Here is a 22,770-nt window from a genome sequence, read left to right on the forward strand (position 1 = left end):
ATGCTTGAATGAGGACTCGGGACCCCTTATATCAAATGTAGTTGATATGTTTGTTTTTCATCCCTTTCATTTATCTTGTTTCATGTCAAAGGGTGGAGAGCGTACTATATTCCTACTTAAAATTACCTACCACACACTGCTCGGACTATATAGTCGTTCTCCCCACCTTATCATCGTTTATCCCCATACAGATCATCTTCTTTGTTACACCAAAAACCATATCCTTCTCTATCCAATACAACAGGTTTAGTCTTATCTTTCCTTAACAACAAATAAGACGATAAACCGATCACGGCAGCGCCCACGATAACTCCTATTGGTTTCATCATTCTTGTTCTTCCTTGGATTTCCTTTCTCCTATCGAATTTGAAAAAGCCTATTCAGACTATTAGCCGAACTTCGTGTCCAGTTCAATTCATGTATACTCACCCTTATTTCTTACAAGACATACAGTAGTAGTGTCCAAATATTATTTTTATAAAGGAGATTATAAATATGGCCTTGCAACTCATGAAACATGCAATATCAGCTGAAACAACAATTGATATTGTCCCAACAGACACAAAATTCTTTCATGTGACAACGAATCAAATAGATGCTGGAACTACCGTTACCATACCGGCAACTCAATTTTTTCAAAGTGATGGTTCCCCTGCCACTGTGTTCCCTGATTTCACAAATTACTCAATTTTTAAGGTTTATATCAATGGTATACTACAAATGCAGGATATTTTCACAATTTTTTCACAATTTACTCCTCCTGATATTGTGGATTGGTCCCTCATTATTCATGTTCCTGCAGGTGCTCCTATTTTAAAAGGAACACCAATTGTATTAGAATTTGTAGAATTTACACCTTCTTCTACAACAACTCTCACTTCGTGAATATACATCTATCATTTTTAATCCTCACCATTGTTATCATCACCCTAGTTCAAATGTCCATTTTGTTCAAAATAAAAGAGCGCCTACAATGGACGCGGTTGAATTTGTCCCACACTCCAGTATATGCTCGTCCATCTCAAAAGGTACAAAGTAAAAAGGCACCTAATTAAGGTGCCTTTTAGAAACGCAGTAATACGGATATCTCTCGATGACATGACACCTATCATATGCTCAGAATCAGCCGATATGCCTGTCCGTTATTGTATAATTTCTATATAACAAAGAAAAAAACACCCGTTATGGATGCTTTTCAAATTAAAGTAGGTTCTCTTTAATTTTATTAATAATAATTTGAGCTGCTGATTTATCATCCTGAACCTTTAAATCTTCCCAACCTACATGAAGGTTGAAATTAGTACATGTAGCTCCACCATAAAAAGAATCATTATAATAAGTTAAATTAATTTCCCAATACTCGATTCCGTTCGTTGGACTTTCAATTGTATAGAAAAATGTTCTAATTTCGCTGACTGCTTCTCTTATAGTATCCATACTAATTCCTCCTTCTCCTCACTCTATCTATTCGGCGGAATAAAGAAAAGTCCTACAAAACAAAAAGCCATCACCGAAGTGACAGCTCCTAAAGGGGAAGAGAGATCACAAATGGCAATAAGTATCTCTTAATTCAAGGTTGAGCACTCTCAACCTTCTCCAAGCCACCGCATCATATAATTTTCTAGCTTTCATAGCTACGCGCTTTACGTTCGGTGACTGGGAGAAGACTAAGAATCTTCTCGTTTATACTCCGTGGAGTCGGCTACTTAATGTCATTTTCACCAATATCGAATTATAAAGGATTTATATCCAAGACGCATATGTTTATTCCGACGCCTTGTTTGAACCAATACACAAGACTGAGGGGAATGTGTATTGGCTCAAACAAAGAGCGGAATCTCTCTGCTCGTTTAATCGTTTAAGAAGAACAACCTGACTTATATTAGTTACTATCGTGAGCAATTACCAACATAATTTAGACTTTCCTTCTTTTATGACATGCAGCTCGTTCAATTGAATGAACCATCATATCCATTTGGTGCTGATCCAGTTTTAACATAGAAATCAAGAATCCACATGACAGGTGTGGTTTTACTACTTATGAGCCTACAAACGAAAGGCGGAACGTGTATACACTCAATGAGAAGTAAAATATAAATAATTTCGGGAAACTCTTATCCCCTCTAGCCTCCGCGTCACCGAGTAACGTTATTATAATGGGAACGCTATTCCCAAAACGTATTCTCTTTTCAAAGAACTGTTTATAGGAATAGCTTATAATTTTCAGCATTTTATTTAGTCCCCTAAAAAGTTCGCGTTTTGTTCGCGTTTTTTTAGATAATCCCTAATGCTGTAGCAATCAATTTCACCGCACTTTGCTTCTTCTCATAGAAATAAGTCTTTTTGAGCAGTAGATCATGATAAACATCTGAATCTTTTACTCTTTCATTCGTTAAGAACTTCATTGTAATGATGTCTCTTTCTTCCTTATCTAAGATATGGTCCAGAATCTTCTCTATCTGCTTCCCCTTTAATTCGCTTATTCTTCTCGAATTTCGTATCTCTGGAAACAAACTGATTCCTTCTTGTTCCGCTTCATTATTGAATCGCATCTTTAATGCACGGTATTCCTTTAAGATACTGACTACTTCCTTTTGCACTTTCTTGTCATCGATTTGCGGTAATAAAGTTAATTGTTCCATGAAGGAATCCCCCTATTTCGAATTTGTCTTTTTAAAATCGTATACAGTATGTGAAATTTTACTATCTCATTGTTGAATAAGAGAACGATGCTTAGTAAAGTAGCCTCCACCAATCTACTCTGCATGGTTCCGTTATCCATTAAGCTGTTTTCTTCTTAACAGTACACCCTCTACTAAACTGCCATCCATCATTTAAATGGTCCATTAACTTCTGATACGTAAACTTATCAAATGTGTCTTTTAATTCTTTTCTTAATTGGGCTTTTTCTTTACCTCTCTCAATCATTTCCCAATATTCGTTTTCCATAAGGTATGCTTTATAATCATCAGCAAAACCACTTCTATGAATTAAATCTTTTTGACTGAATTTATATGGTGTTCTATCTTCTACACCTTCAGGATTAGCATAAAAACTTGTGCTATTCGCTTTAATAACAATCCATTTTTCTAAATTAGGTTCAGGCTTTGAATACCATCCACCTAAATTTGTAACGAATATTTCCTGTCCTTCTACTATTTTGATTTTAGCCATTTTCCTCTACCTCCCTGAGTGAAACTCAATATTCCGTCAATACTGTAGATAGGCTGGTAAACAGCCGGAAATCTCTTATGTGTAACCGTACTAATTGAGACTTCCTTCCAGACTGAGCAGTTAGCTTTTGCTAGCTGCTCTTTTATGTTAGTTCTGACGTAATTAAAACTGTTGTGTTCTTTAGTTTCATGAAATCCTCGGTTATTTGAACTAATGATATTTCCTTATCTTCTTTCCTAATTGCTCGAGCATACATTTCATGTGCTTCTAGTTTTAGTATTTCTTTCGGCGCACCCTCAGATTTCACTTGTTCAACTGATTCCCCTGCGACTTCCTCCGTATATACTTCATAAGCATTCTCTAACGATTCCGCAGCCACTAATGCCCAATATTCATGCTTATTAAACTCAAAGTATTTCATATCCATTCCCCTTTTCTACAAAATGAAATTTTTATTAAACTGTTTTTTATTGTGTATAACATTTCATTTTTGTCCTCATATACGGACTTTTTCACTCTACACATATATACAGATTTCGTTTACCATGTAGAAGAAGAGTAGGGTAAGAGTTACTCTTTGCCATTTTAGGAGAGGCGTTGCTATAAATAGCAACGCCTCTTTTATTATGATAAACTCTCACTAAAATAGCGTTTTTGTTTAGTTTTGTTCTAACTTTTCATCAAGGCCTATCTCACATTCTTCGCAAACAACTTCTACCTTTCTATCTTCGTTACTTATCATGCAAGTGTATAACTTATCGTGATGTGGAATCCCTTCATGTTCAAATTCCCATCGTTTAATACACACAGGAGATATACACTCAATCTTTTTCCCTTCAAGTAAATTCATATCTATTCCCCTTTTCTATTCAAATAACACTTTTGTTCAAATTGGATTAAAATTAACCTCAATCGTTTTTGGTGTTAATAACCTTTTTCTCGTTCTATCCATGCATAAGATAATTGTACTTGTCCATACTATAAATAGGGTGATTATTTCACCTTACCGTCCATTGTACTTCTTCAAAAAGGAGCACCTAACTTTTTGTTAGGTGTTCTTTTTTTGGTTAAATGAACCTTTTTAAAACCCATACATATATTATTAATGCTCTCGGAAATTCCTTACAAAAGAATGGTAAATACGTCCAAAGAAGAGTGCTATACTTAGCACTCTTTTTTTGTGTAAACACATTTGTCAAATATCACCTTTGTTTAATTTCCTTCCTGTTTTTCAGCACATTCATTGCAAGTCCACACTAAGCAATTACTATCAATAAATGGATGCGGTTTTCCGCACTCTTTACACTTTGTCATTTCATTACCTCATTTCTATACAAAATTCAAATTTGGTCTTACTTCACGCCTGTACTCCCAAACCCTCGATTTCCTCTTTGACTTTCAGATAACTCGTCCACCTCAATAAAATGAGCTGTTTCCACTGGCGCTATGATTCCTTGTGCAATACGGTCTCCCTTTTTAATTTCATATTTAATACTTGCACATATTCCATGGTCATCATTAACTCCTAACGTAAGTGAGTTCCCTAGATATGATGTGTTGCTGACTATAACTCCTACCTCGCCTCTAAAACCACTGTCCACTGTGCCAAGCACCACTCTTAAAAATTTTTTGCGTGATATCCCACTTCTTGGCCTCACTTGAAGTTCGTATCCTGGAGGTATTTCGAATCCTAATCCAGTAGGGATTACTTTCGTTTGTCCAGGTCTAATGATAGTGTCCTCTGCTGCCACAAGATCAAAACCACTATCTCCTGGTTTCGCGTACTTTGGTAACTCCACAGATTCATTTAATCTCTTGATTTTTACTCGTAAATTCATTCCGTTCCACTCCTTATAAGTAACTGATCAACTTCTTCTTTCTATCCTGTAATTCTTGTAACTGCTGCTTCGTCTTCCGTTTTTCGCTATCCAATCCAACCAGATGATACTCAAGCTTATGAATATCGCTTTCTACCTTATACATGAACTCGTTGGTATACATTCATTTTGTTAATTCCATTTTTAGCAGCCATCTCATAATCATCATCAGTAATGTACTTCACAACGCTTCCTCCTTAACTTTTACTGAACAACGTCTTCCTGTATTGATTGGCGGTGTCGTTGCTGCTTTCTCTATTTCTCATCATCCTTACGCTGCCGCGTTGATTCCGCGTTGTTTCATGTACTTCACTAAGTACTCATTCATTTTGTTTCTGAATCTCTCTTCAAAGAAGTAAGTGAGCTTGTCTATGCTATCGGCAAATGTTATTGCTTTTCTTTCGAATACAAGGTATTCAATTAACAGCCAAGTACTAACCATTCCATCCTTCTTTGCTTCTGTATACATATCCATAACCGTCATGACGCTAAACTCCTTTTTCGATAAATAAATTCGTTTTTTTGATGAATTGGAATGGCAATGTTCCTACGAATCCATTACGGTTCTTCGCAATGATTAACTCCACATCATGAATGTCTTCTGCTTCTCTTTGCTCTCTATCAAAGTAAGCCGGTCTATGAGGGAAGATAATCACGTCTGCAATCTCTTCTATACTTCCTGACTCCCTGATATCAGACATTGCCGGCGCTTTATCTTGCTTACCCTCTACTCCACGATTAAGCTGTGCTACAAGGATAATAGGCACGTTAAATTCCTTCTGCATGTCTTTCAGTTGTTTCATGATGTATGTAAATTTCAAGTGATTGCTATCAAAGGATTCATCAATGTCTACATGTCCTAAATGATCTATTGCAAATAAGTGTTTCTTACCTGGATTCTCGTTTACAGTCTTACGAATCACTGCACGAATCTCATTGATTCCCTTTTCAGATCTAACGTTTATATTGAGTTCTGTGAGCTCTCCACATGCCTTGTGGTATTTCTCCCAATATTCCTGACGACCATTAAAGAATTTGTTTGGGTTATTCATTGTAGCGACTGGAATCTTTCCTTCTGTCGCAATCCATCTGTCAATGATCTTCGTTTCGTCCATTTCACAGGAGAAGAATGTACCCATGTAATCTTTACTTGCTTTTGCACCGCGTCTCATTGTTTCTAATACGAAAGCTGTCTTACCTACAGAAGGCCTTGCTGCTACAATGATTAAATCTGAAGGTTGCCATCCATCTAATGCATTGTTGATACTTGTAAACCCTGTTGGCGTTCCGCTCAAGCCATGTTCCAGCATAGCACTATGTTGTTGCACCCTAATTTGTAACTTCTCTTTAAACGAAGGCTGAGGCTTTATAGTGGCAACTTGAACATTATTAATCTTTGAAATTAGTTCATTTAGTTGTTTAGAGCTGTGCACGAACTTCGTTTTATCTTTAAAGTTTTCAACTTCTTGCAATGCTTCCTCTATTGCCAAAAACTCAATCATCTTGTCTTGTGTAAATTTGAAGTTATGACTTAATACTCCCAATCCATAAACGTTACTCAATGTATTTACACCACCGAACATTGCCATTTTGTTCTCTCCTACTTGAGCAAGAGAGTTCATATCCGCTGGCTTGTCCTCATTTCGTAATTCCTTCATGACTTTAAATAAGTTTTTGTTATGAGGATTCATGTAATGTTTCGGTTTTAATCGTGTTTCATCTATTAAACTGTTATCTCGCATCATCATGCTGAGACTATGACATTCGTTTTCGTAATGAACCTGGTACTTATCCATCCGTTTCACCTCAATCAATTAGATTATCAATAGAATAGTTAGCTGTTTGTTTTGGTTTATTAGGTACTGATGACTTAGGTTGTTCTACATATTCGAGATAGCATTCGTTATTAAAGAAGGTAGAAGCATGTTTTACGAACTTTGTTTCCGTTCTGTTTCTTTTAATATGATCTGCATATCCTTTTACACCAGACATAATGACTTCAAATGAATGTTTCTTTATAGCTGTATTGAAAGTTTTATACCCTTGTTTTTTATCGATCTTTTTAGGGTAGGTTTTCCAAAGGTTTTCAAAGTCTTCAGAATAACTATCACTCACGTTTTTACGTGGGTTATTTGTTGTTAATTTAGTTTTGTTAAGATTAGTATTGTTAGGGTTCACCTGGTGAACTCCCCCCGGTTCATCTCCTGAACCCCCCCCCGTTCAAATTATGAACGTCATTTATGTAATAAACGTTGGACATATCACCTTTTTCTTTAGAAGAACGTTTCTCTTTTGTTACGTATCCAATATCAATTAACGTGTTTAGAGCTTTAATTACTGTATTTTTTGACATTCCTGTTTTCTTACCGATTGTTGGTAATGAAGGGAAGCAGCTACCTGTTTCTTGGTTAAGGTGTCTACAAAGAACCATGTACACAGCCATTTCTTTATGCGTGATTCTTACGTCATCTGCTACTTCGTTATCAATCATGAAAAATCCATATTTCCGTCTATCTTTTAAAGTCATTAGTTCACCTTCTTCATCCAACATTCATAACTCACTAAGTCTTCCATTCCTGTGAATCGAACCTTGTCTCTTCCTCTAAATTTACCTTCATGATGGAAAGTCTTTTCCGCTCTATACACCTTTTTGATAGGAGTGATATAGTCATAACCTCTGGCTTCTAAATCACGAACTGCTTTTAACATTTCTTTCATTGATCCGCGTCTTACTGGCACTTGAAACATCACACACTCTCCCTCTCGCATATTGCGATACCGTCTTTAACTTTCAATATTTTGTATCCTGGATAGCGATCGAGAGTAATGTACTCAATCGCCTTTACTTTCATTTCTTGTTCGTTTTTTGCGCCCTCACTAACCCATGAAGGGAGGACGACTTTTGATTGATTTTTATCTAACATAGGCTTCATCTCCTTATTAAGCTGATTGTTGCGCCGCTTCTAGCATCATATTGATAGCTGTTTTTATCCGATTATCAGTTTTGTCATTCTTAACTAACCATTCCAGGTAGCCTTTGTTTTCTTTGAAGATTTCTCGTAACGTCTTCCCTTCGTACTTGCCGAACGACAGGATGATTTCTGAACCCTCAGTAGCATTTGTAGGCAATGGCAAGTCTTCTTTTCGTTGAGTATTTGTTCTATTTTGATTGCTATTATTGTTATTTGGTTGTTTAGGTACAGGTTCTTTAGCATCTGCATCATCTTCGTCAGTTGGAACGCCAAAGAATTTAAGTAAAAAGTACCTTTCTGAATACGTCAGTGCTGAACCGTACGCTTTTGAAATGTCATCTTGTTGCCCAAAAAATTTCCATGGTATAGATTCTCTTTCGTCCGGTTTTTCTGCATTAATCCATTCGTAAAACCCATCACCTTCAATAACAAAATCCGTTACATCCTTACCTTTTTTACTTTTGTAACTGTATTGCCATGTTTTGTGTTCTCCCATCTTTGGCATTAAAATCACCTGATGTTCGTCCATGTTTTTCTTGATCTTATGAAGAATCTGAGAACCAGTAACGTAGTTATAACCAAAGCTCTCACCGTTTTTTACAAACACATCTATGTCTTTTCTAATTGCAACTAGCTTTTGCCAGAGATTCATTATTCGTCATCTCCTCTAGAGAACTTTTTCAAAATCGCAATTGCATCTTCTATTTCAAATACCTTACTTTCAGTTTCTTCAATATTTTCGATTACGATTGGTTTCTTTTCTTCTAATCTTTCTAACTCCCGTTTGTATTCACTCAATCTTCTTTGTTCTACAGATAATGACTTTTCTAATTCTTCAATCCCTGCGTTCAAAACGGAATCACCTCTTCTTGTTGACTAACCTCGTAAACTTCCATAAGTGCTTGTAATCCGTATTCATAAGCCACAACCATCGACTTAGCATTAGGTTCTTTACTTTGTTTGTATCGTTCTACCAAACTCATTAGAATTTGAATTTCAGCTTCGATTTTGTTTTGTAGGCCCATCTTATTCACCTGCTACTTTCTCTGTAGAATGAGACTTTACATATTGAGTAATGCACTCTGTTTCTGCGTGTAAGTAATCCCCACCGAAATCTAAGCAACTTTCTCCGTAGTAGATTTCGCCATTGCAACCCGCACATTCTTCAATGAAGTCTCTTGCTGATGAATCGTGATGATTGCCGATTAACATTGGATTTTCAACCATTTCCACATTCCTCCTTATTTACTTGGAAGAAACGACTGTGTTATAATATAGGTACAATTTATTGCGTCGTTTCACAAAACAGTCGATTAGGGGTAATCGGCTGTTTTTATTTTGTTTTGACTCCTTTTCCCCAGCATTTATAGATAGGGATGATTGGCATAAATCCGATGATGTCAGCCTTCCATTCTGATGGTTCACCTTCAAAACGACTATCCACTTCATAGTGCTCAAATCTGCATAAGTACTTGTTTCCTTCTAGATCGTTGCAATATGTTGGTTCGAAACATGGGTACATCTCAAATCTCCTTTCTTGATGCTTCCACGCATCGGAATATCCAGGAACCCATTCACTAGGTGGGGGATACCATTAGATTCCTGAATATTCCGACAAGAGAGAGCTTGTCCTATGTAGCTATATAAAGTATGAATGAATGTCTGTCAACATCTGTTTTGTCCATTTTTAAGAAAAATCTATTCGTACTTTTATAGAAATACGATGTTATAGTAATAGTTGAAATCCATTCTTCATGTGATGTATTTCTCTAACTGTTCCTTTAAAAATATCTATTCATCTAAGCCCTAGCCCCCAGCTAGGGCTTAGACTCGTTTAGCTAGAGTGATATACTTGTATGTTTCTTCAACCTTATCTGCGCTGTTATGTACTCCTCTAGCTCTCAAATCCTTTATGATCCGCAAGATTTTCTTTCGTTCGTATTCATCTCGCTGCTGTTTATCCATCACTGTTCATCCTTCATAATCCGTTTGTTTATGCGCTCCATCAGATAAATAAATCCTGCAAGTCCGATAACTACAACTAGCACCATGAAATGTGAGAATGTGCTTTCTTCCATTGTTTACACCGCCTTCTGTTCTTGCTCTTTCTTCAGTCGGTCTATGATGTAGGCCTGTCCTTTTGGTGTTACGTATGTTGTTGTCCATGTGAACGCTTCACCATTTGGTTTCTTCTTAACACCTTGATTTACCTCAAACAATTCTCTTTCACATGCTTTTTGAGTAGGTTCTTTTGAGTTTTTAAAGATCAATCCCCACTCACGTAATTTATCGAATAATCGATTCTGTCCGATTTTGATTCCTTGCTTCATTGCTAATTTCGCAACTTCACCAATTTTTAACGTTTGGTCTGACTGCATACACGCTTCAGCGAATGTTACTAGCGGTTGTTGCTGTACGATTTGTTGTTGTGCTGCTGCAAGCTTTTCTTTTTCTTCTTTTAATTTAGTGAGAAGTCCGATTGCGAAGTCTGGATTTGTTACTGCTTGTTCCAAGACTTGATCTGTCATGTATGCTCCGTGTTTTCTAATAGAAGGAAGTACTTCGCTTGTTACCCACTTTTTGAATTTCTTTAGTTTCTGTTGCCTTTCAATTACGAGACGTTCATTTTGTGACACACCCTTTTTAGGTTGCATATAGAATAACAAGCTATATAATCCAGATTCATTTACAACTGTCATTCTTTGTTTTCCACCAGGGGTCGCTATTTGTGACACACCCTTTTCATCTTCATCTAAACGACTTAATGAGCGTCTGTAATTCGTGTCACCAAAAGCATCACATACATCCTTTGCTACAAATAAAACTTCCTCACCTTGCGCCACCGTTCGAACTTGTCCGAACTCTTCATTATTGAAAACTTGTAATTGACTCATTTTCATGAAACCTCCTTCATATCTAGAATTTTTATGATTTTCTCTCTAATTTTCTTTCCTTCACGTTTATTCCGAAGGATATCGGATAAATACGGTCCAGAAATTCCAAGCAATTCTGCTAACTCTTTTTGTTGCATATTGTTAGTGAATAGCTTTGCTCGTACTTTCATGCCGAATTCATTCGCCATTATGCCCACCTCATTTTCTATAATATAAGCTAACTTTTTAGCTTACCATTGACATCAACTAACTTATTGATTAAAATGAAACCATAGCTAAATAAACCTACACAAATATAGCCTTTTACGTTGGGGAACGTGGTATATGGCTCTTTATTCAGTAGCGTTTTCACGGCTAAATAACTAGCTTATGCACACAAGTATATTATTCAATCAGTTAGTTGCCAAATACCTTAACTAACTTTTTGAATAATTAATTTGTGATGGGCTTGAAAGGTTGGTTTATATGGTGATTACTGAGAAAGTTAAAGAACTTTGTCAAAATAGGGGTATAACAGTATCTAAATTAGAAGAAGAATTAGAATTCGGTCACAATACTATCTACCAATGGAAAAAAAGAACTCCCTCCATCGAACGCGTCCAGAAAGTAGCTGATTTTTTCGATGTTTCTATAGATTCTCTATTAGGAAGAACTGAACAAATGAATAATAAACACATTAAGGACGATGAAGGTTTTACAGAAAAAGATAGAAAAGATATTGGAAAAAGGATGGAAGAGATCCGTAAAGATTTAACAGATACTGATGGATTAATGTTTTCTGGGGAACCTCTTTCTGAAGAAGCTTTAGACTCACTAATGGATGCAATGGAATATATTGTGAAACATACACAAAAAGTAAATAAGAAATACATTCCTAAAAAATATAGAAAAGAATCCGAGTGAGACAAAAGGGGGGAGATTCAATTGGGTTACTACGAAAAAGATGCAGCCTTAGAATTAGCAGAAAAATTTAATACAACCAACCCTTTTGAAATAGCTGAACGTTTAAACATTCACATTTTTTATCAAGATTTACACCCCAGTATTATGGGATTCTATAAATACAACAAGAAAAACCAATATATATGTATTAACAAAAATCTAAGTATTAATAAACAAATCGTTACTTGTTCACATGAATTAGGTCATTGTACAATGCACAAACATGTGAACACCCCTTTTTTACGTGCTAATACATTCTTATCTGTAGATAAGTTTGAAAGACAAGCTAATTTATTTGCGGTTGAATTATTACTGCCTGATGAGGATTGGCATGCGTATGTAAATGAATTTCGTACTCTTAATGAAATATCTTATTACACCGGAATTCCTAACGAATTATTAGTATTAAAGTATCAAAAAACAACAGGTTGTTTAAATTAATCCCTTTAGGGGGTTTTCTTTTAAACCCAAAACCAAACATACATTCCCAACAAGAAAGGATGACCCTAATGCTTATAAACTTAAATGATTTCAGAAGAAGAAAACAACAGAGTGAGGCAAATAAAATTAGAATGACTGCAATCCCTGTTTTTGATCGTATTTTTGTTGAAAATAACGAATGGGTAGGAGAACTCGCAGGAAGTAAGAGAAAAGTCGTTATTGAGGAATTAGATAAGAAGACCAATTAAAGTACATTCAACGAATTTATCAAAAAAATCTACTTTTGTGGTGAAAAATATTTTATAAAATAACTAAAAATTCAAATGAACAAAGATAACTATGTTAAAATGAGAATCGGGTAGGCAACCCGAAAGTGTTATTAAAATTAAAGTGGTTCAAGTCGGAGGAAAGCACCTGGTACCTTAGGGTGTCTTTTCTTTATACATTAAAAAGCCCACCTATTTCCGTAGGTGGGCTTTATGTGATTTTGCACTTGTGCATTATTAAATTATACCAAGAACCTTCAATCCTCGTTAAGCTTCCCGATTCCTCTTCTTTTTTCAACAATCTTCTGTTAAGATTGAGGGTAGATAACTAGATTTTAAGACAAATGTTTTTACATAAAATAAAAAAACCCCGGCATTAGTTTTTAGATGGTCAAAGGTTGGTCGCCACAACACCATTTAAAAACTCGCTAAACAGAGGTTTTGTAAGTTACGTCATTAAGTTATTGCTGTCTATATTGATAGTATCATAACTTCAAAAAAACGTAAATACAAAATCCTCTATTTTGCCATACCCAATTTTTGTCGGGGTAAGAAAATGGAGGATTTTTTATTATGGCTAACAAATTAAAACGCGCAGTAATTAAAGAAGAATTAGTTGCACTAACAGGTGATTTCAAAAAAGCTGTTCTTTTAAACCAGTTAATTTATTGGAGTGAACGTGTATCTGACTACGATCAATTCATTGAAGAGGAAAAGAAACGTGCTCGTATGGCTATGAATGCAGAAGAAAGACAACGAGCTGAATTATTTGAACAAATTGAACTAACTCACGGATGGATATATAAAACAGCAGATGATATGAGCGCTGAAACGATGCTTGGAATGAGTAAGTCTAGCATTGGACGTCACTTAGAAACCCTTTTAAAAGAGGGGTGGTTAGAACGTAGAAAAAACCCAAATTGGAAAGGTGACAATACATATCAATATAGAGTAGATATTCTGAAAGTGCAGAAAGACCTTTTTAAAAAGGGTTATTTTCTTGAAGGATATAAGTTTGATCTTAGAGAGTTTCAAAATGAAATTACGACGTTCTATAATGAAACTTCGGAGTTTCAAAATGAAATTGACGATTCTAAAATAGAACAATCAATTCCAAAATCGAACGATCAATTTCAAAATGAAACAACATTACCAGAGATTACTACAAAGACTACTACACAAATTACATCAGAGAACTCTTTATCCTCTTCTTCTAGTTTAGATAATTTACTAGATATAGTAGATGGATTAAATTTAGAAAATGAAGAGGAAGAAGAATACATAAATCAAATGTCTAATCTTTTCTATAAATCTGTCGTCGAAAGATTAAAAGACAAAAAGATATTCAAAAGCAAACAGCAATTTTTGGATGTATTAAAAACGCTGCAAGAGAAAAATGTACGTATTGGGACAATAAAACAAGTGGACAAGTCTATTGATGAGTTTTTAAGAACTGTTGAAGAACGTAGTCAAACGTCAAATCCTGTACAGAAACCAGCTATTTTTTACGCTGGACGCCTTGCAATGGTTATTGAAAGAGAAAACACTGTAGAAACTGCAAAAGCTTTTATACATCAAAATAAAGAAGAATTTAAAGGTAACGTTTTATTCTTTAATTGGTTAGAACAATAAAGGCATTAGGAGGAGTTTCTATAAGAAAGGTGGATTTAGTCATGGTCAGATGTCTTTTTTAATTTCCTTCGACAAAATACGATAATAATGTGCAAAATGTTTGGTTATGCTTGGGTTGAAATCTTACATATCAAATATTTGGAGGAAACGAATTATGAAGAAACCGTTTTATAAAAAATGGTGGTTCTGGGTTCTCGTTGTTATCGTGGTAATCGGAGCTGCGGGTAATAGTGGTAAAGATAACGAAGAAGCTAAAACGACTTCTACTGAACCAAAACAAGAGGTTTGCTTTATCTTATCCCTTGCACAATGTGCAGGGGATTTTCAAAAAAAAGAAAAGACACCCTAAGGTGCCTTCCTCCGACTTGAACCATCTTAATTTTAATAATATGTATTGGACTCACATCCAAATAATATTTTGCCACATTAAGTAATGTTGGTCATTGAGAAAAAATAAAAGCACTCTTTCGAGTGTCTTTTTACTATTCTACTTTTAACTTAATTTCTTTACCCATCATACCGCCACGAGCTTTTAAAACTAAGCCTTGTGCTTGTTCATTTAAATATTCGCCACCAACAGAATCTATTGATTCAACAGATCCTACAGCAATTTTAACTTTAGAAGACTCACCTATAGAAGAAATTTACCCATATACTTTTCTTACCTTTTTTTGATTAATTAATACACAAGTCACAACAGCAATAACAAATACAAGCGTTACAACATGCATGTTTTGATGTTCAGGGAAAATAGTATATGCCTGTATTATTAGTACTATAGCTATTTCAAGGATCCGCTCCTTAAATGGTAGATTCCGTAACATATGGTATTGTATAGTTAACAGTACACTTCCAATAAATCCATAGATACATGTTGCCAGGAGGAGATCGCCAGCATAATACAGATGTGTAAGCATAGCACCTAGAAAAAAGACGTATCCCCAAACCCCGAAACTACATGCGATTTTAAACATATCCATCTTTTTCTTTGTCACAGTATCATCTCCCTGACTCTTTTTAATGTCTTGCTACACTTGCCGAAATGTATGGAAGCACACCATCCATTCCAATTTCAATGAAAACTCCTTTTCCTGCAGAAAGCGCCCTTAAAATAGTTTGACAAATTCCAGCGAATTTAGGAATCCCCATCAAACCTAACGCGGAAACAATTGCTGCTCCTACTGGTGTAGCTGTAATTGCTGTTAATCCAACAAATGCTGCATATAAAGCGTAGGCTCCTTCAGCTGCAGCACCAGCTAAAAGTAATTTTGTTTCCTGATTGGTAAACGTCATTTTAATCCAGGTCCAACCATAATCAGTAACTACATTTTTAGGGCCACCTTTTTTAATCGAACTTATGCTTTGATTATTAAAATTTCCAATAGCGATGGGATTATTCTTCATACTTTCATTGTAGAAGCTTACAATGTGAGCTAATTGAGCAATATCTTCATCGTTAAAATTGTATGTATTTTTAATCGTATCCATATCGTGTTTATAAGACATTGTTTTTAGATCTGAACTAAAATCAAATTCGTTAATTGCACCGCTATTAACTACTTTAGACATAAAATCAATTGCTTCCTCACTAGGTTTAAAGCTGTCAATATTAGAAGTAATTTTTTTAGTTGTATTGTCTAAAGTATCTGCAGACACTTGATTAGTAACAAATGCAGTATTTCCAGCTAAAATCCCTCCTACTAGTAACATTGGTATTACTTTTTTATTAATTTTTTTCATGAAAATCCCTCCAAAATTCAATTATATTGGTAACAACAGATTAAAATCTTACATTATAAAATGGTAATAAAAAAACACTTAAAATGTCCCTTTAAACAGACATTTTAAGTGCTTTTTTTGCAAGGAAAAAGTATCCCAATGCAAATAAAAGTGAAACAAGAACCCCTACTCCTCGTTAAGCTTCCCGATTACTCTTCTTTTTTCAGCAATCTTCTGTTAAGATTGAGGGTAGATACATAGATTTTTAAATAACTAACTTTTATATAAAATAAAAAAACCCCCCGACAGAAGTTTTTAGATGGCGTTTAGCTTGGCGGCAGATACCATTTAAAAACTGGAAACAGAGGTTTTGTACATACGTAAATTAAGTTGATACCTAAATAGTATCATAACTTTAAAAAAACGTAAACTACAAATCCTCTATTCGTTGTACCCAAATTTTGTCGGGGCAATAAATAGGAGGATTTTTTATTATGTCTACAAACAAAAGAGAACGACGCATCAACGGCAGAAAAGCAAGTACAGACTTATACTTCCCTTTACATCAATTCTTATTTTATGAACCTAAATATAGAAAACTTAGCAACAACGCTCGTGTTTTATACTCCATCTTACGTGACAGATATAAACTTTCATTACAAACATCTCAACACGTAGATACATATATAGATAGCGAAGGAGACATATACTGTATTCTCGATAACACTGAACTTAGTTATCTATTAGCAGTATCAGAACCTACAGCGATTAAAGCCAAGAAAGAATTACATGCTGTTGAATTACTTGATGAAGAGTACGTAAAAGATGAACCTAATAGACTGTACGTATTGGACCCAGAGTTAACGACAGATAACTGGACTTATATGGCCGAGTTAGATGAAATACGTAAACAGAAAAAAGAAAAACGGCTTGAGCAATCTAAGAAAAGAAAAAAAGTTTATTAAAGAAGTTGAAGAAAACCAATCGTCAGTTGGTGACTTAAATAACTTTAGTCACGTGACTAAAGAATCTTTAGAGTATACAAAAGTATTTGTTATACAGACTGATTTTACTTACTTTAGTAAGTATGTAGGTAAAAGTATTTCTGATCTTCTTGTTGATTTTTACAATGAATATTTCAAAGCAACTAAATATGCAAAAATCGAATTAACAAAACTTAGTGACGAACAAAATACAATTTTAGTTTTCGAAGCGATTAAACGTGCTATTGATGGCGAACCAGAAAAGCCTATTGCTTACATTAAAGGAACAGTTTCTAAATGGAATGAAGCAAACTGCGAAACATTAGAAGATATACTAAACTACGAAAAAGATCATCATGAACAGAAGAAGAAAAATAGAAAATCTAAATTGCCTAAAACACATACTAATCGAATTGAAGTTGTTCCGGATTGGTTAAAAGAACAAAAAGAAGCAGAAAAATCCGAACAGGAACAGAATAACAGTAAGAATTTAGAAGAAGAACAAAAACGATTGAATGAAGTTTTAAATAAATATAAAAGAGCATAAGTTATTTTCGGATAACCTTTTATAAGTGAAATTTCACATACCATATCTGTTGTAAAAAAGAGATTTTTCGGTTTATAGGGGATTTTAACGAACTTTAGGGAGGACAAGTCTATGTCTTCCCTGTCTCGCTATATTCACTATTGTTGATTTAGCGAAGCCTTTGCGAAGAACATCGGAATGGCTATAAAAGAACTCCCCTTAAAAACAATAGATAAGTTGAGTTAAGGTATTAGTCATAAAAGTATTACTTTGGTAATACCATGTATTGAAAAGGTGTTACTAAAGTGTTACTATCTAGAGGTATTGATTTATAAGGGAGAGATGAAAATGTTAATTAAAGCTGCGATTGATGCAGGGAATGATGCTTTGAAAGCTTATTTTGATAGCTTCGCAAACACAGTATACATTCCTAATGTTGTAAAAGAGATGGAAGAAAGACAGGTAATTGAGCTAGGTGAAAATCCTCTTGACGAATTACACGTACACATTACATCATCAGCATTGAAAAAACATGCTACATACGCTGTAGGTAATTTAGCTGCAAAGGAAAAACAAAGTGCACAAATTCCAGCTACAGAATTAAAAAGCGACTCCGATCAAACAGTTATCTTAATGTTAACGGCATTAGCTTATGAAGCAGCGTTAAATAATGATGGTAAGATTGTTAATGCAGAATTCTTATTATCTACAGGTCTTCCAGTAGATGAAGCTAAAGATGATAAGCGCGCGATTTTCAAAAAGAAACTAATTGAAGGTACTCACGTTGTTCACTTTAAAGAGACTCCGATTTTGAAGGACAGAAAGGTAAATATTTCGTTCCGAGATATCTTTGTGAACGTGGAAGGATTTGCGGCAATGATTAATCTGACTGTAAGTGATGAGCTAACACCTCAAAATCATGATTTAAACAAAAAAAACATCTTAATAAATGATATGGGAGGCAACACTACAGATAAAGCGGTAATCCGTGCAGGACGCATCGATAATGAATATTCAAGCGGTTCGCCACTAGGTATTGGCGAGTATTTAGATGCGATTAGAAAAGAAGTGTTTAATACTTACCGTGTAGATGTATTTAAATCACGTAGACAGCTTGTAGAGAACATGACAGCCGAACATGATGCATATATCATTCGTCCGCATGGGAAACCCGTATCATACGTTGAAATTGCAGAAAAACATTTAAAGCAGTTTGCCGAGAGAGAATATGCAGACCTGGTAGATAAGTGGAAAGAAGTTTCTGATCTACATTGTATTTATAATGTTGGTGGCTCTTCTGCTATTACAAAAGAATTTTTAGAAGAAATAAATAAACGAGAAAATGAGTTTGAAATGCACTTCCTAGAGACAGAAGACAGCATTTGGAGCATCGCAAAAGCTTACTATAAATTACTACTTATAATCGCAAAACAAAAAGGAATTGACCTTAATTAGTGGGTGATATAAATGAAAAAAATTAAAAAAATCGAAGCGGGTAAATCATTTTCTGTAAAAGTTCCGGTTGAAGCAGATGTGAAAATTCTAGATTTTCTCAATAGGGAACGAGATGTTTCAAGGAACAAATTGATTTATTGGATTTTGGAAAAAGAAGCTAAGAACGAAAACAGAAAAGAACTATCGATTCCTATTAGTTTTTCACTTACAAAAGATGAAAGAGATAAGCTACTTGAACCTACGGTTATCAACTCCTTAGAAGCATTTGTAAAAGCTCTGATTGGAAGAGAAGATATACAAACAGAAGAGAAACAAGAAGTTGATTTCGCTGCCATATCTGGAATGATTAATTACGAATAAAAAAGAATACAGTACTTTCTTCTTGGTAATAGAAGAAGGTACTGTATTTGATAAATATTACTGGGGATGTTTTCTAATGAACATGATAGATATAGACATTAATATTGAATCATTTCGCAATAAATTTAAAAAGTCGAAAAATGAATTACTTAACTTGATTCCTTTAAGCGTCAAGGTTTCCTCTTTTGAGCAAAAAAATATATGTAAACAAAACAATTATGATTTGTATTATTTATGGGATCGAGATTCAATATATAGGGATAACCTGTCATATCAAGATTTGATGCTTAGTACCATTTTGAAAAACAAACAGATGATTGAATTTCGGAAAGAACAATATAAGGTCCTAACAGAAGAACTGGACCATTTAAAAGAAATGGTTTGCTCACATATGGATTTGCTAGAGCAATCAATAAAAGGAGAAAATGAAATTAAATCAATAGAAATATTGTTAAGAAATACTTCCTTGTTGACATTTGATCATGACTTTGAAGAAATCCAACCATTAACTTCACCTAAAGGATATATCTATTTAATCAAAGAGTATCATACAGGTACTTATAAAATCGGTAGAACATCAAATCCTAAGAATAGATTCGATGTATTTAAGGTGAAATTGCCGTTTAAATGGGATCTAGTAGCATTATATAAGACCGATAATATGATTGAATTGGAATCTAATCTTCATGAAGTGTTTATGACAAAAAGAACAAACGGCGAATGGTTTAATCTTGATGAAGATGACTTGTTATTATTGTTCGAAATTATGACGAATTATAATGTTTCTGAGTCTCAATACACTTATAAAAAGTTAGATGTAGTTATCAAAGATGCAGAACGAAATTTTAAACATGAAAATGAACTTGAATATGTTTTTGGAAACTCTGCTCCCAATATAAACAGGTTAGTTAGTCAAAAAATAAGCGATGAAAAATCAACGGATGGTAGCTTCTAAAAACTATCTAAGAAAAATATAACCTCCTTCCTCTCTCTTAACTGTTTTTTATGGAACAATGGAATTACGGAAAAGTGTCCCTGAGATAAATGAGAGGGAGGAGGTTAAATTCGAAAGGGGAGAGTATCATGAGTAATGTTAACCCTATGTTCGAACCTCGAAAACAATCTACTACAATAACAAACCTACAACCTCGTAAAACTCGTTCTGATAAAAAGAAAGACGTAAAAATCTCCGTAAATGAAATACAAAGACAACTAATAAGAACCTCAGCAATCCAACAAGGAATAACCACTACACAATATATGTCCAAATTAATCACAGAACATCTCAGAATCGATTATATAAGTGAAATACATGCATACGAATATAAGGGGGACACTAAAAAGTACATCCATGCGAAATTGGAGCAGGAAACGCATTCTAAACTTGTCCAATTAGCCATTGAATGGGGAATATCACAAAGAGCAGCTGCAACACGTATCTTATGCTTTGCATTACGTACGATGTAAGGAGTGACAACATGTATAGCAAATATGATGTGATGACAAAAGAAATACAGCTCATGAGCGCGAATAACTGGTGGGAACGAACAAAGATTGAATTAAAATTAAAAGATAAATATCGATTTGAGGTTAAAATGCTAAAAATCTACTTATTCCGAATGAACATCATAATTGAAGATATGGAAGAGGAAGAGTATGAATGTAATGCAAGTGACTTAGCTGAAATATTGGTTGAGGACTTTCTTGAACATATAAGGTCTAAGAACAGTATGGATCAGCTATATCAAATTCTAGAGAGTAAGAAACACTATACAGATTATGAATTAGAATTTAATGAAAATGATGAACGATACGGAATAATTACAGTGAAAATTGATAGAAGGACATTACGTAGGATTGAAGTGTTTTTCTCTGATATGGCTCATTCATTCCCGCTACACGGCTACACGGCGGATAAACTAATTAATATTTTAATGTGCGATTATATGAAGTATTATGCAGAAGAACCAGGGAAGAAACTGTCTTTGTTAAAACGGAGATTTTCATGATGTTTAGAATTCCTATTTTCGGGATGTTTAAAAAATGAAATCTTTGACCACTCTTGTACTAAGAATTAAAAACAGGAGTGATCGCATGGGATGGCTTATTTCTGGTAAAGGGAGAAAATCGAAACTCTCCAATTTTCTGGAGAAAAACAAAATTACTCAACAAGAATTAGCGGAAAGAAGTGGTGTCAGCAAATCTACAATTAGTCGTGTATGCCAAGGGGATAAATTTTCACCAACTATGAAGAATGCACAAAAGATTATAAAGGCGTTGAAAAATTTAACAAATAAAGACGTACATTATGATGATTTTTGGATGTAATTAGAAAATTAATCATACAATCGCCTCCTTAAATTGGTATGATTTAAGGAGGGGCGATTGTATGAAGGTTGTTTGATCAATATTTAAAGGATTTCGTTTGTTGAGTAAAATCGTAAATCCTATATTAAAAGCATTATCTAAAAGTAAATTCTAAGTTTCATAGCAATAAAAAAGTGCACCTCCAATTGTTAAACTGTCTACATACGCAAATAAAATATGTAAAATCGATTGATTTTCCTCAAAATTGGTTATCATACTAGTAAACCCGCCCTTTCTGGAGATAGTGTGGTACTATCATTCTTCCAAATAGACGGGTTTTTTTATGCATTCAATTTTGAATGTTTATGAGTTTTGCAACACCCTCCGTGTATTTAGGGTCCCGTTTCCCAGGTCAAATTCTCTTTGAATACTGGAAATTGCACGTCCTTCTTTAACCGCCAATTCAACACATTGTTTTTTAAACATTTCATCATACTGTTTTTTCATTTAAAACATCTCAAATCGTGTATAACTTTTTTTGTATGGTACATTTCTTTTTCTAGGTGAATAGATTTTTGGAGTATTTGTATTTCAAATGATTTGTATAGAACCATAATTTTTAGTTACTGGATTTTTGTAACCCTTATACTTCCATTTGGAAAACCTATCGACACAGTTTCTACACTCAGTCCTCCAGCCACTCCAGCTGAATTTGCATTGATTAATTCTAGTATAGCTGGGGTACTAGTTGTTATTACGGCTCCTGATGATAAAACAGCTACATCAGTCGAATTAATAGCCGAAATTCTAGAGGAAGGGATTAATGTACCACCTAAACGCAAGCCAATTACGGGTATGGCAGTAGCGCCATTTGAAATATCTGTTTTGACACGAACTGTGTATTCAATAGAATATGTTCCAGGCGCTAATGTCATTGTAGTAGGGAATGGAGTTCCTGTCAAAGTAATGTCCGTGCCTATCTTTAAAACAGCAGTATTAAATCTTATAATAGAATCTCCACTAACAGTTTGACCCGAAGTTGAAACAAGAAATACAGCTGAGCTATTGAAAGTACCGGTAGGACCCGTTGCTCCCGTAGGTCCCGTGTCTCCTTGCAATCCTGTAGCTCCCGTAGGTCCTGTGTCTCCTTGCAATCCTGTTGCTCCTGTAGGTCCTGTGTCTCCTTGCAATCCTGTTGCTCCTGTAGGTCCTGTGTCTCCTT

Annotated in this window: 37 protein-coding genes and 2 pseudogenes; 14 read left to right on the forward strand and 25 right to left on the reverse strand. The window is 34.7% G+C overall.

Annotated elements, in window-relative coordinates; translation table 11 throughout:
* Nucleotides 1-170: 170 nt before the first annotated feature.
* Complete coding sequence (locus AB3X49_RS06625; RefSeq protein ID WP_367961069.1) at nucleotides 171-329, reverse strand: hypothetical protein; 159 nt, start codon at nucleotides 327-329, stop codon at nucleotides 171-173.
* A 166-nt stretch (nucleotides 330-495) separates the two neighbouring features.
* Between AB3X49_RS06625 and AB3X49_RS06630 the strand changes: the two genes are divergently transcribed.
* Nucleotides 496-885: a DUF4183 domain-containing protein gene (locus tag AB3X49_RS06630; protein ID WP_367961071.1), complete on the forward strand. Its 390-nt coding sequence runs from the start codon at nucleotides 496-498 to the stop codon at nucleotides 883-885.
* Between the two features lie 315 nt (nucleotides 886-1,200).
* Here the strand turns inward: AB3X49_RS06630 and AB3X49_RS06635 are convergent, their stop codons facing one another.
* The 20 genes from AB3X49_RS06635 to AB3X49_RS06725 form a co-directional block, all read right to left on the reverse strand.
* Nucleotides 1,201-1,437 carry a hypothetical protein gene (locus tag AB3X49_RS06635; protein WP_367961073.1) on the reverse strand — a complete coding sequence of 79 codons (237 nt, stop codon included), beginning with the start codon at nucleotides 1,435-1,437 and terminating at the stop codon, nucleotides 1,201-1,203.
* A gap of 836 nt (nucleotides 1,438-2,273) precedes the next feature.
* Complete coding sequence (locus tag AB3X49_RS06640; RefSeq protein ID WP_367961075.1) at nucleotides 2,274-2,642, reverse strand: ArpU family phage packaging/lysis transcriptional regulator; 369 nt, start codon at nucleotides 2,640-2,642, stop codon at nucleotides 2,274-2,276.
* Nucleotides 2,643-2,781: 139 nt separating this feature from the next.
* A complete protein-coding gene (locus tag AB3X49_RS06645) occupies nucleotides 2,782-3,174 on the reverse strand; it encodes a beta barrel domain-containing protein (RefSeq protein WP_367961077.1) in 393 nt (130 codons plus the stop codon).
* Nucleotides 3,175-3,316: 142 nt separating this feature from the next.
* Nucleotides 3,317-3,595 carry a YosH family protein gene (locus AB3X49_RS06650; RefSeq protein WP_367961079.1) on the reverse strand — a complete coding sequence of 93 codons (279 nt, stop codon included), beginning with the start codon at nucleotides 3,593-3,595 and terminating at the stop codon, nucleotides 3,317-3,319.
* Between the two features lie 237 nt (nucleotides 3,596-3,832).
* Nucleotides 3,833-4,024: a hypothetical protein gene (locus tag AB3X49_RS06655; RefSeq protein ID WP_367961081.1), complete on the reverse strand. Its 192-nt coding sequence runs from the start codon at nucleotides 4,022-4,024 to the stop codon at nucleotides 3,833-3,835.
* A gap of 502 nt (nucleotides 4,025-4,526) precedes the next feature.
* Nucleotides 4,527-5,012: a dUTP diphosphatase gene (dut, locus tag AB3X49_RS06660; RefSeq protein ID WP_367961083.1), complete on the reverse strand. Its 486-nt coding sequence runs from the start codon at nucleotides 5,010-5,012 to the stop codon at nucleotides 4,527-4,529.
* A 13-nt stretch (nucleotides 5,013-5,025) separates the two neighbouring features.
* Nucleotides 5,026-5,157: a hypothetical protein gene (locus tag AB3X49_RS06665; RefSeq protein ID WP_367961139.1), complete on the reverse strand. Its 132-nt coding sequence runs from the start codon at nucleotides 5,155-5,157 to the stop codon at nucleotides 5,026-5,028.
* Nucleotides 5,158-5,322: 165 nt separating this feature from the next.
* Nucleotides 5,323-5,535 (reverse strand): hypothetical protein, encoded by a 213-nt coding sequence (locus AB3X49_RS06670; protein WP_367961085.1) that lies wholly within the window; start codon nucleotides 5,533-5,535, stop codon nucleotides 5,323-5,325.
* A 4-nt stretch (nucleotides 5,536-5,539) separates the two neighbouring features.
* The gene (locus tag AB3X49_RS06675; protein WP_367961088.1) at nucleotides 5,540-6,847 is read right to left on the reverse strand and encodes a replicative DNA helicase; all 1,308 of its coding nucleotides are present in this window, start codon (nucleotides 6,845-6,847) and stop codon (nucleotides 5,540-5,542) included.
* A gap of 10 nt (nucleotides 6,848-6,857) precedes the next feature.
* Nucleotides 6,858-7,229: an LvrA C-terminal domain-related protein gene (locus AB3X49_RS23180; protein ID WP_483298766.1), complete on the reverse strand. Its 372-nt coding sequence runs from the start codon at nucleotides 7,227-7,229 to the stop codon at nucleotides 6,858-6,860.
* A 19-nt stretch (nucleotides 7,230-7,248) separates the two neighbouring features.
* On the reverse strand, nucleotides 7,249-7,578 hold the full coding sequence (locus AB3X49_RS06680; RefSeq protein ID WP_483298767.1) for a helix-turn-helix domain-containing protein: 330 nt from the start codon (nucleotides 7,576-7,578) through the stop codon (nucleotides 7,249-7,251).
* Nucleotides 7,578-7,799, reverse strand: a complete 222-nt coding sequence (locus AB3X49_RS06685; RefSeq protein WP_367961090.1) for a hypothetical protein — start codon at nucleotides 7,797-7,799, stop codon at nucleotides 7,578-7,580. Before AB3X49_RS06685 ends, AB3X49_RS06680 begins: the two co-directional genes overlap by 1 nt.
* Nucleotides 7,799-7,975, reverse strand: a complete 177-nt coding sequence (locus AB3X49_RS06690; protein ID WP_367961092.1) for a hypothetical protein — start codon at nucleotides 7,973-7,975, stop codon at nucleotides 7,799-7,801. The genes AB3X49_RS06685 and AB3X49_RS06690 overlap by 1 nt, the downstream gene beginning before the upstream one ends.
* 16 nt (nucleotides 7,976-7,991) lie before the next feature.
* Entirely contained in the window at nucleotides 7,992-8,675 is a 684-nt protein-coding gene (locus tag AB3X49_RS06695; protein WP_367961094.1) for an ERF family protein, read from the reverse strand.
* Nucleotides 8,675-8,875, reverse strand: coding sequence for a hypothetical protein (locus tag AB3X49_RS06700; protein WP_367961096.1), 201 nt, complete (start codon nucleotides 8,873-8,875; stop codon nucleotides 8,675-8,677). Before AB3X49_RS06700 ends, AB3X49_RS06695 begins: the two co-directional genes overlap by 1 nt.
* A complete protein-coding gene (locus AB3X49_RS06705; protein WP_367961098.1) occupies nucleotides 8,872-9,048 on the reverse strand; it encodes a hypothetical protein in 177 nt (58 codons plus the stop codon). The genes AB3X49_RS06700 and AB3X49_RS06705 overlap by 4 nt, the downstream gene beginning before the upstream one ends.
* Before the next feature lies 1 nt (nucleotide 9,049).
* Nucleotides 9,050-9,250 carry a hypothetical protein gene (locus AB3X49_RS06710; protein ID WP_367961100.1) on the reverse strand — a complete coding sequence of 67 codons (201 nt, stop codon included), beginning with the start codon at nucleotides 9,248-9,250 and terminating at the stop codon, nucleotides 9,050-9,052.
* Between the two features lie 106 nt (nucleotides 9,251-9,356).
* Nucleotides 9,357-9,545, reverse strand: a complete 189-nt coding sequence (locus AB3X49_RS06715; RefSeq protein WP_367961102.1) for a hypothetical protein — start codon at nucleotides 9,543-9,545, stop codon at nucleotides 9,357-9,359.
* A gap of 559 nt (nucleotides 9,546-10,104) precedes the next feature.
* On the reverse strand, nucleotides 10,105-10,917 hold the full coding sequence (locus tag AB3X49_RS06720) for a phage antirepressor KilAC domain-containing protein (protein WP_367961104.1): 813 nt from the start codon (nucleotides 10,915-10,917) through the stop codon (nucleotides 10,105-10,107).
* Between the two features lie 2 nt (nucleotides 10,918-10,919).
* Nucleotides 10,920-11,105, reverse strand: coding sequence for a helix-turn-helix domain-containing protein (locus tag AB3X49_RS06725; RefSeq protein WP_367961106.1), 186 nt, complete (start codon nucleotides 11,103-11,105; stop codon nucleotides 10,920-10,922).
* 277 nt (nucleotides 11,106-11,382) lie between these two features.
* On the opposite strand from AB3X49_RS06725, the gene AB3X49_RS06730 reads away from it, so the two are divergent.
* The 5 genes and pseudogenes from AB3X49_RS06730 to AB3X49_RS06750 form a co-directional block, all read left to right on the forward strand.
* On the forward strand, nucleotides 11,383-11,820 hold the full coding sequence (locus AB3X49_RS06730; RefSeq protein ID WP_367961108.1) for a helix-turn-helix domain-containing protein: 438 nt from the start codon (nucleotides 11,383-11,385) through the stop codon (nucleotides 11,818-11,820).
* Nucleotides 11,821-11,841: 21 nt separating this feature from the next.
* Entirely contained in the window at nucleotides 11,842-12,300 is a 459-nt protein-coding gene (locus AB3X49_RS06735; RefSeq protein WP_367961110.1) for an ImmA/IrrE family metallo-endopeptidase, read from the forward strand.
* 68 nt (nucleotides 12,301-12,368) lie between these two features.
* Nucleotides 12,369-12,548, forward strand: a complete 180-nt coding sequence (locus AB3X49_RS06740; protein WP_367961112.1) for a hypothetical protein — start codon at nucleotides 12,369-12,371, stop codon at nucleotides 12,546-12,548.
* Nucleotides 12,549-13,139: 591 nt separating this feature from the next.
* On the forward strand, nucleotides 13,140-14,198 hold the full coding sequence (locus tag AB3X49_RS06745; RefSeq protein WP_367961114.1) for a hypothetical protein: 1,059 nt from the start codon (nucleotides 13,140-13,142) through the stop codon (nucleotides 14,196-14,198).
* Nucleotides 14,199-14,352: 154 nt separating this feature from the next.
* A pseudogene (locus AB3X49_RS06750) lies at nucleotides 14,353-14,481 on the forward strand (DUF4352 domain-containing protein); the annotation flags it as partial.
* 256 nt (nucleotides 14,482-14,737) lie between these two features.
* On the opposite strand, the pseudogene AB3X49_RS23185 reads toward AB3X49_RS06750, so the two are convergent.
* From AB3X49_RS23185 to AB3X49_RS06760, 3 genes and pseudogenes are all read right to left on the reverse strand, one after another.
* Nucleotides 14,738-14,842 (reverse strand): annotated as a pseudogene (locus tag AB3X49_RS23185) (DUF4352 domain-containing protein); the annotation flags it as partial.
* On the reverse strand, nucleotides 14,843-15,193 hold the full coding sequence (locus AB3X49_RS06755; protein ID WP_367961116.1) for a hypothetical protein: 351 nt from the start codon (nucleotides 15,191-15,193) through the stop codon (nucleotides 14,843-14,845).
* A gap of 22 nt (nucleotides 15,194-15,215) precedes the next feature.
* Nucleotides 15,216-15,938: a hypothetical protein gene (locus tag AB3X49_RS06760; RefSeq protein ID WP_367961118.1), complete on the reverse strand. Its 723-nt coding sequence runs from the start codon at nucleotides 15,936-15,938 to the stop codon at nucleotides 15,216-15,218.
* Nucleotides 15,939-16,411: 473 nt separating this feature from the next.
* Here AB3X49_RS06760 and AB3X49_RS06765 point away from each other — a divergent pair, with 473 nt between their 5' ends.
* The 8 genes from AB3X49_RS06765 (at nucleotide 16,412) to AB3X49_RS06800 (ending at nucleotide 21,569) form a co-directional block, all read left to right on the forward strand.
* On the forward strand, nucleotides 16,412-16,882 hold the full coding sequence (locus AB3X49_RS06765; RefSeq protein ID WP_367961120.1) for a replication initiator protein A: 471 nt from the start codon (nucleotides 16,412-16,414) through the stop codon (nucleotides 16,880-16,882).
* Complete coding sequence (locus AB3X49_RS06770; RefSeq protein WP_367961123.1) at nucleotides 16,815-17,447, forward strand: DnaD domain protein; 633 nt, start codon at nucleotides 16,815-16,817, stop codon at nucleotides 17,445-17,447. The genes AB3X49_RS06765 and AB3X49_RS06770 overlap by 68 nt, the downstream gene beginning before the upstream one ends.
* Before the next feature lie 327 nt (nucleotides 17,448-17,774).
* Nucleotides 17,775-18,881: a ParM/StbA family protein gene (locus AB3X49_RS06775; protein ID WP_367961125.1), complete on the forward strand. Its 1,107-nt coding sequence runs from the start codon at nucleotides 17,775-17,777 to the stop codon at nucleotides 18,879-18,881.
* 12 nt (nucleotides 18,882-18,893) lie between these two features.
* Nucleotides 18,894-19,241, forward strand: coding sequence for a hypothetical protein (locus AB3X49_RS06780; protein ID WP_367961128.1), 348 nt, complete (start codon nucleotides 18,894-18,896; stop codon nucleotides 19,239-19,241).
* Between the two features lie 76 nt (nucleotides 19,242-19,317).
* Entirely contained in the window at nucleotides 19,318-20,196 is an 879-nt protein-coding gene (locus AB3X49_RS06785; protein WP_367961130.1) for a GIY-YIG nuclease family protein, read from the forward strand.
* Nucleotides 20,197-20,324: 128 nt separating this feature from the next.
* Complete coding sequence (locus AB3X49_RS06790) at nucleotides 20,325-20,708, forward strand: hypothetical protein (RefSeq protein WP_367961132.1); 384 nt, start codon at nucleotides 20,325-20,327, stop codon at nucleotides 20,706-20,708.
* 11 nt (nucleotides 20,709-20,719) lie between these two features.
* Entirely contained in the window at nucleotides 20,720-21,250 is a 531-nt protein-coding gene (locus AB3X49_RS06795; RefSeq protein WP_367961135.1) for a hypothetical protein, read from the forward strand.
* Between the two features lie 85 nt (nucleotides 21,251-21,335).
* Nucleotides 21,336-21,569, forward strand: coding sequence for a helix-turn-helix transcriptional regulator (locus AB3X49_RS06800; protein ID WP_000539770.1), 234 nt, complete (start codon nucleotides 21,336-21,338; stop codon nucleotides 21,567-21,569).
* Between the two features lie 602 nt (nucleotides 21,570-22,171).
* Here AB3X49_RS06800 and AB3X49_RS06805 read toward each other — a convergent pair.
* The coding region (locus AB3X49_RS06805) for a collagen-like triple helix repeat-containing protein (RefSeq protein WP_367961137.1) at nucleotides 22,172-22,770 on the reverse strand (599 nt) is incomplete at its 5' end.

The organism is Bacillus sp. C30, assembly GCF_040838255.1.
GTDB lineage: Bacteria > Bacillota > Bacilli > Bacillales > Bacillaceae_G > Bacillus_A > Bacillus_A mycoides.

Excerpts from the sequence above, each read along its gene's own strand:
- AB3X49_RS06625 (WP_367961069.1), bottom strand. The coding sequence starts at position 329 with ATGATGAAACCAATAGGAGTTATCGTGGGCGCTGCCGTGATCGGTTTA.
- AB3X49_RS06630 (WP_367961071.1), top strand. The coding sequence starts at position 496 with ATGGCCTTGCAACTCATGAAACATGCAATATCAGCTGAAACAACAATT.
- AB3X49_RS06635 (WP_367961073.1), bottom strand. The coding sequence starts at position 1,437 with ATGGATACTATAAGAGAAGCAGTCAGCGAAATTAGAACATTTTTCTAT.
- AB3X49_RS06640 (WP_367961075.1), bottom strand. The coding sequence starts at position 2,642 with ATGGAACAATTAACTTTATTACCGCAAATCGATGACAAGAAAGTGCAA.
- AB3X49_RS06645 (WP_367961077.1), bottom strand. The coding sequence starts at position 3,174 with ATGGCTAAAATCAAAATAGTAGAAGGACAGGAAATATTCGTTACAAAT.
- AB3X49_RS06650 (WP_367961079.1), bottom strand. The coding sequence starts at position 3,595 with ATGAAATACTTTGAGTTTAATAAGCATGAATATTGGGCATTAGTGGCT.
- AB3X49_RS06655 (WP_367961081.1), bottom strand. The coding sequence starts at position 4,024 with ATGAATTTACTTGAAGGGAAAAAGATTGAGTGTATATCTCCTGTGTGT.
- dut (WP_367961083.1), bottom strand. The coding sequence starts at position 5,012 with ATGAATTTACGAGTAAAAATCAAGAGATTAAATGAATCTGTGGAGTTA.
- AB3X49_RS06665 (WP_367961139.1), bottom strand. The coding sequence starts at position 5,157 with ATGTATAAGGTAGAAAGCGATATTCATAAGCTTGAGTATCATCTGGTT.
- AB3X49_RS06670 (WP_367961085.1), bottom strand. The coding sequence starts at position 5,535 with ATGACGGTTATGGATATGTATACAGAAGCAAAGAAGGATGGAATGGTT.
- AB3X49_RS06675 (WP_367961088.1), bottom strand. The coding sequence starts at position 6,847 with ATGGATAAGTACCAGGTTCATTACGAAAACGAATGTCATAGTCTCAGC.
- AB3X49_RS06680 (WP_483298767.1), bottom strand. The coding sequence starts at position 7,578 with ATGACTTTAAAAGATAGACGGAAATATGGATTTTTCATGATTGATAAC.
- AB3X49_RS06685 (WP_367961090.1), bottom strand. The coding sequence starts at position 7,799 with ATGTTTCAAGTGCCAGTAAGACGCGGATCAATGAAAGAAATGTTAAAA.
- AB3X49_RS06690 (WP_367961092.1), bottom strand. The coding sequence starts at position 7,975 with ATGTTAGATAAAAATCAATCAAAAGTCGTCCTCCCTTCATGGGTTAGT.
- AB3X49_RS06695 (WP_367961094.1), bottom strand. The coding sequence starts at position 8,675 with ATGAATCTCTGGCAAAAGCTAGTTGCAATTAGAAAAGACATAGATGTG.
- AB3X49_RS06705 (WP_367961098.1), bottom strand. The coding sequence starts at position 9,048 with ATGGGCCTACAAAACAAAATCGAAGCTGAAATTCAAATTCTAATGAGT.
- AB3X49_RS06710 (WP_367961100.1), bottom strand. The coding sequence starts at position 9,250 with ATGGTTGAAAATCCAATGTTAATCGGCAATCATCACGATTCATCAGCA.
- AB3X49_RS06715 (WP_367961102.1), bottom strand. The coding sequence starts at position 9,545 with ATGTACCCATGTTTCGAACCAACATATTGCAACGATCTAGAAGGAAAC.
- AB3X49_RS06720 (WP_367961104.1), bottom strand. The coding sequence starts at position 10,917 with ATGAGTCAATTACAAGTTTTCAATAATGAAGAGTTCGGACAAGTTCGA.
- AB3X49_RS06725 (WP_367961106.1), bottom strand. The coding sequence starts at position 11,105 with ATGGCGAATGAATTCGGCATGAAAGTACGAGCAAAGCTATTCACTAAC.
- AB3X49_RS06730 (WP_367961108.1), top strand. The coding sequence starts at position 11,383 with ATGGTGATTACTGAGAAAGTTAAAGAACTTTGTCAAAATAGGGGTATA.
- AB3X49_RS06740 (WP_367961112.1), top strand. The coding sequence starts at position 12,369 with ATGCTTATAAACTTAAATGATTTCAGAAGAAGAAAACAACAGAGTGAG.
- AB3X49_RS06745 (WP_367961114.1), top strand. The coding sequence starts at position 13,140 with ATGGCTAACAAATTAAAACGCGCAGTAATTAAAGAAGAATTAGTTGCA.
- AB3X49_RS06760 (WP_367961118.1), bottom strand. The coding sequence starts at position 15,938 with ATGAAAAAAATTAATAAAAAAGTAATACCAATGTTACTAGTAGGAGGG.
- AB3X49_RS06765 (WP_367961120.1), top strand. The coding sequence starts at position 16,412 with ATGTCTACAAACAAAAGAGAACGACGCATCAACGGCAGAAAAGCAAGT.
- AB3X49_RS06770 (WP_367961123.1), top strand. The coding sequence starts at position 16,815 with ATGAAATACGTAAACAGAAAAAAGAAAAACGGCTTGAGCAATCTAAGA.
- AB3X49_RS06775 (WP_367961125.1), top strand. The coding sequence starts at position 17,775 with ATGTTAATTAAAGCTGCGATTGATGCAGGGAATGATGCTTTGAAAGCT.
- AB3X49_RS06780 (WP_367961128.1), top strand. The coding sequence starts at position 18,894 with ATGAAAAAAATTAAAAAAATCGAAGCGGGTAAATCATTTTCTGTAAAA.
- AB3X49_RS06785 (WP_367961130.1), top strand. The coding sequence starts at position 19,318 with ATGAACATGATAGATATAGACATTAATATTGAATCATTTCGCAATAAA.
- AB3X49_RS06790 (WP_367961132.1), top strand. The coding sequence starts at position 20,325 with ATGAGTAATGTTAACCCTATGTTCGAACCTCGAAAACAATCTACTACA.
- AB3X49_RS06795 (WP_367961135.1), top strand. The coding sequence starts at position 20,720 with ATGTATAGCAAATATGATGTGATGACAAAAGAAATACAGCTCATGAGC.
- AB3X49_RS06800 (WP_000539770.1), top strand. The coding sequence starts at position 21,336 with ATGGGATGGCTTATTTCTGGTAAAGGGAGAAAATCGAAACTCTCCAAT.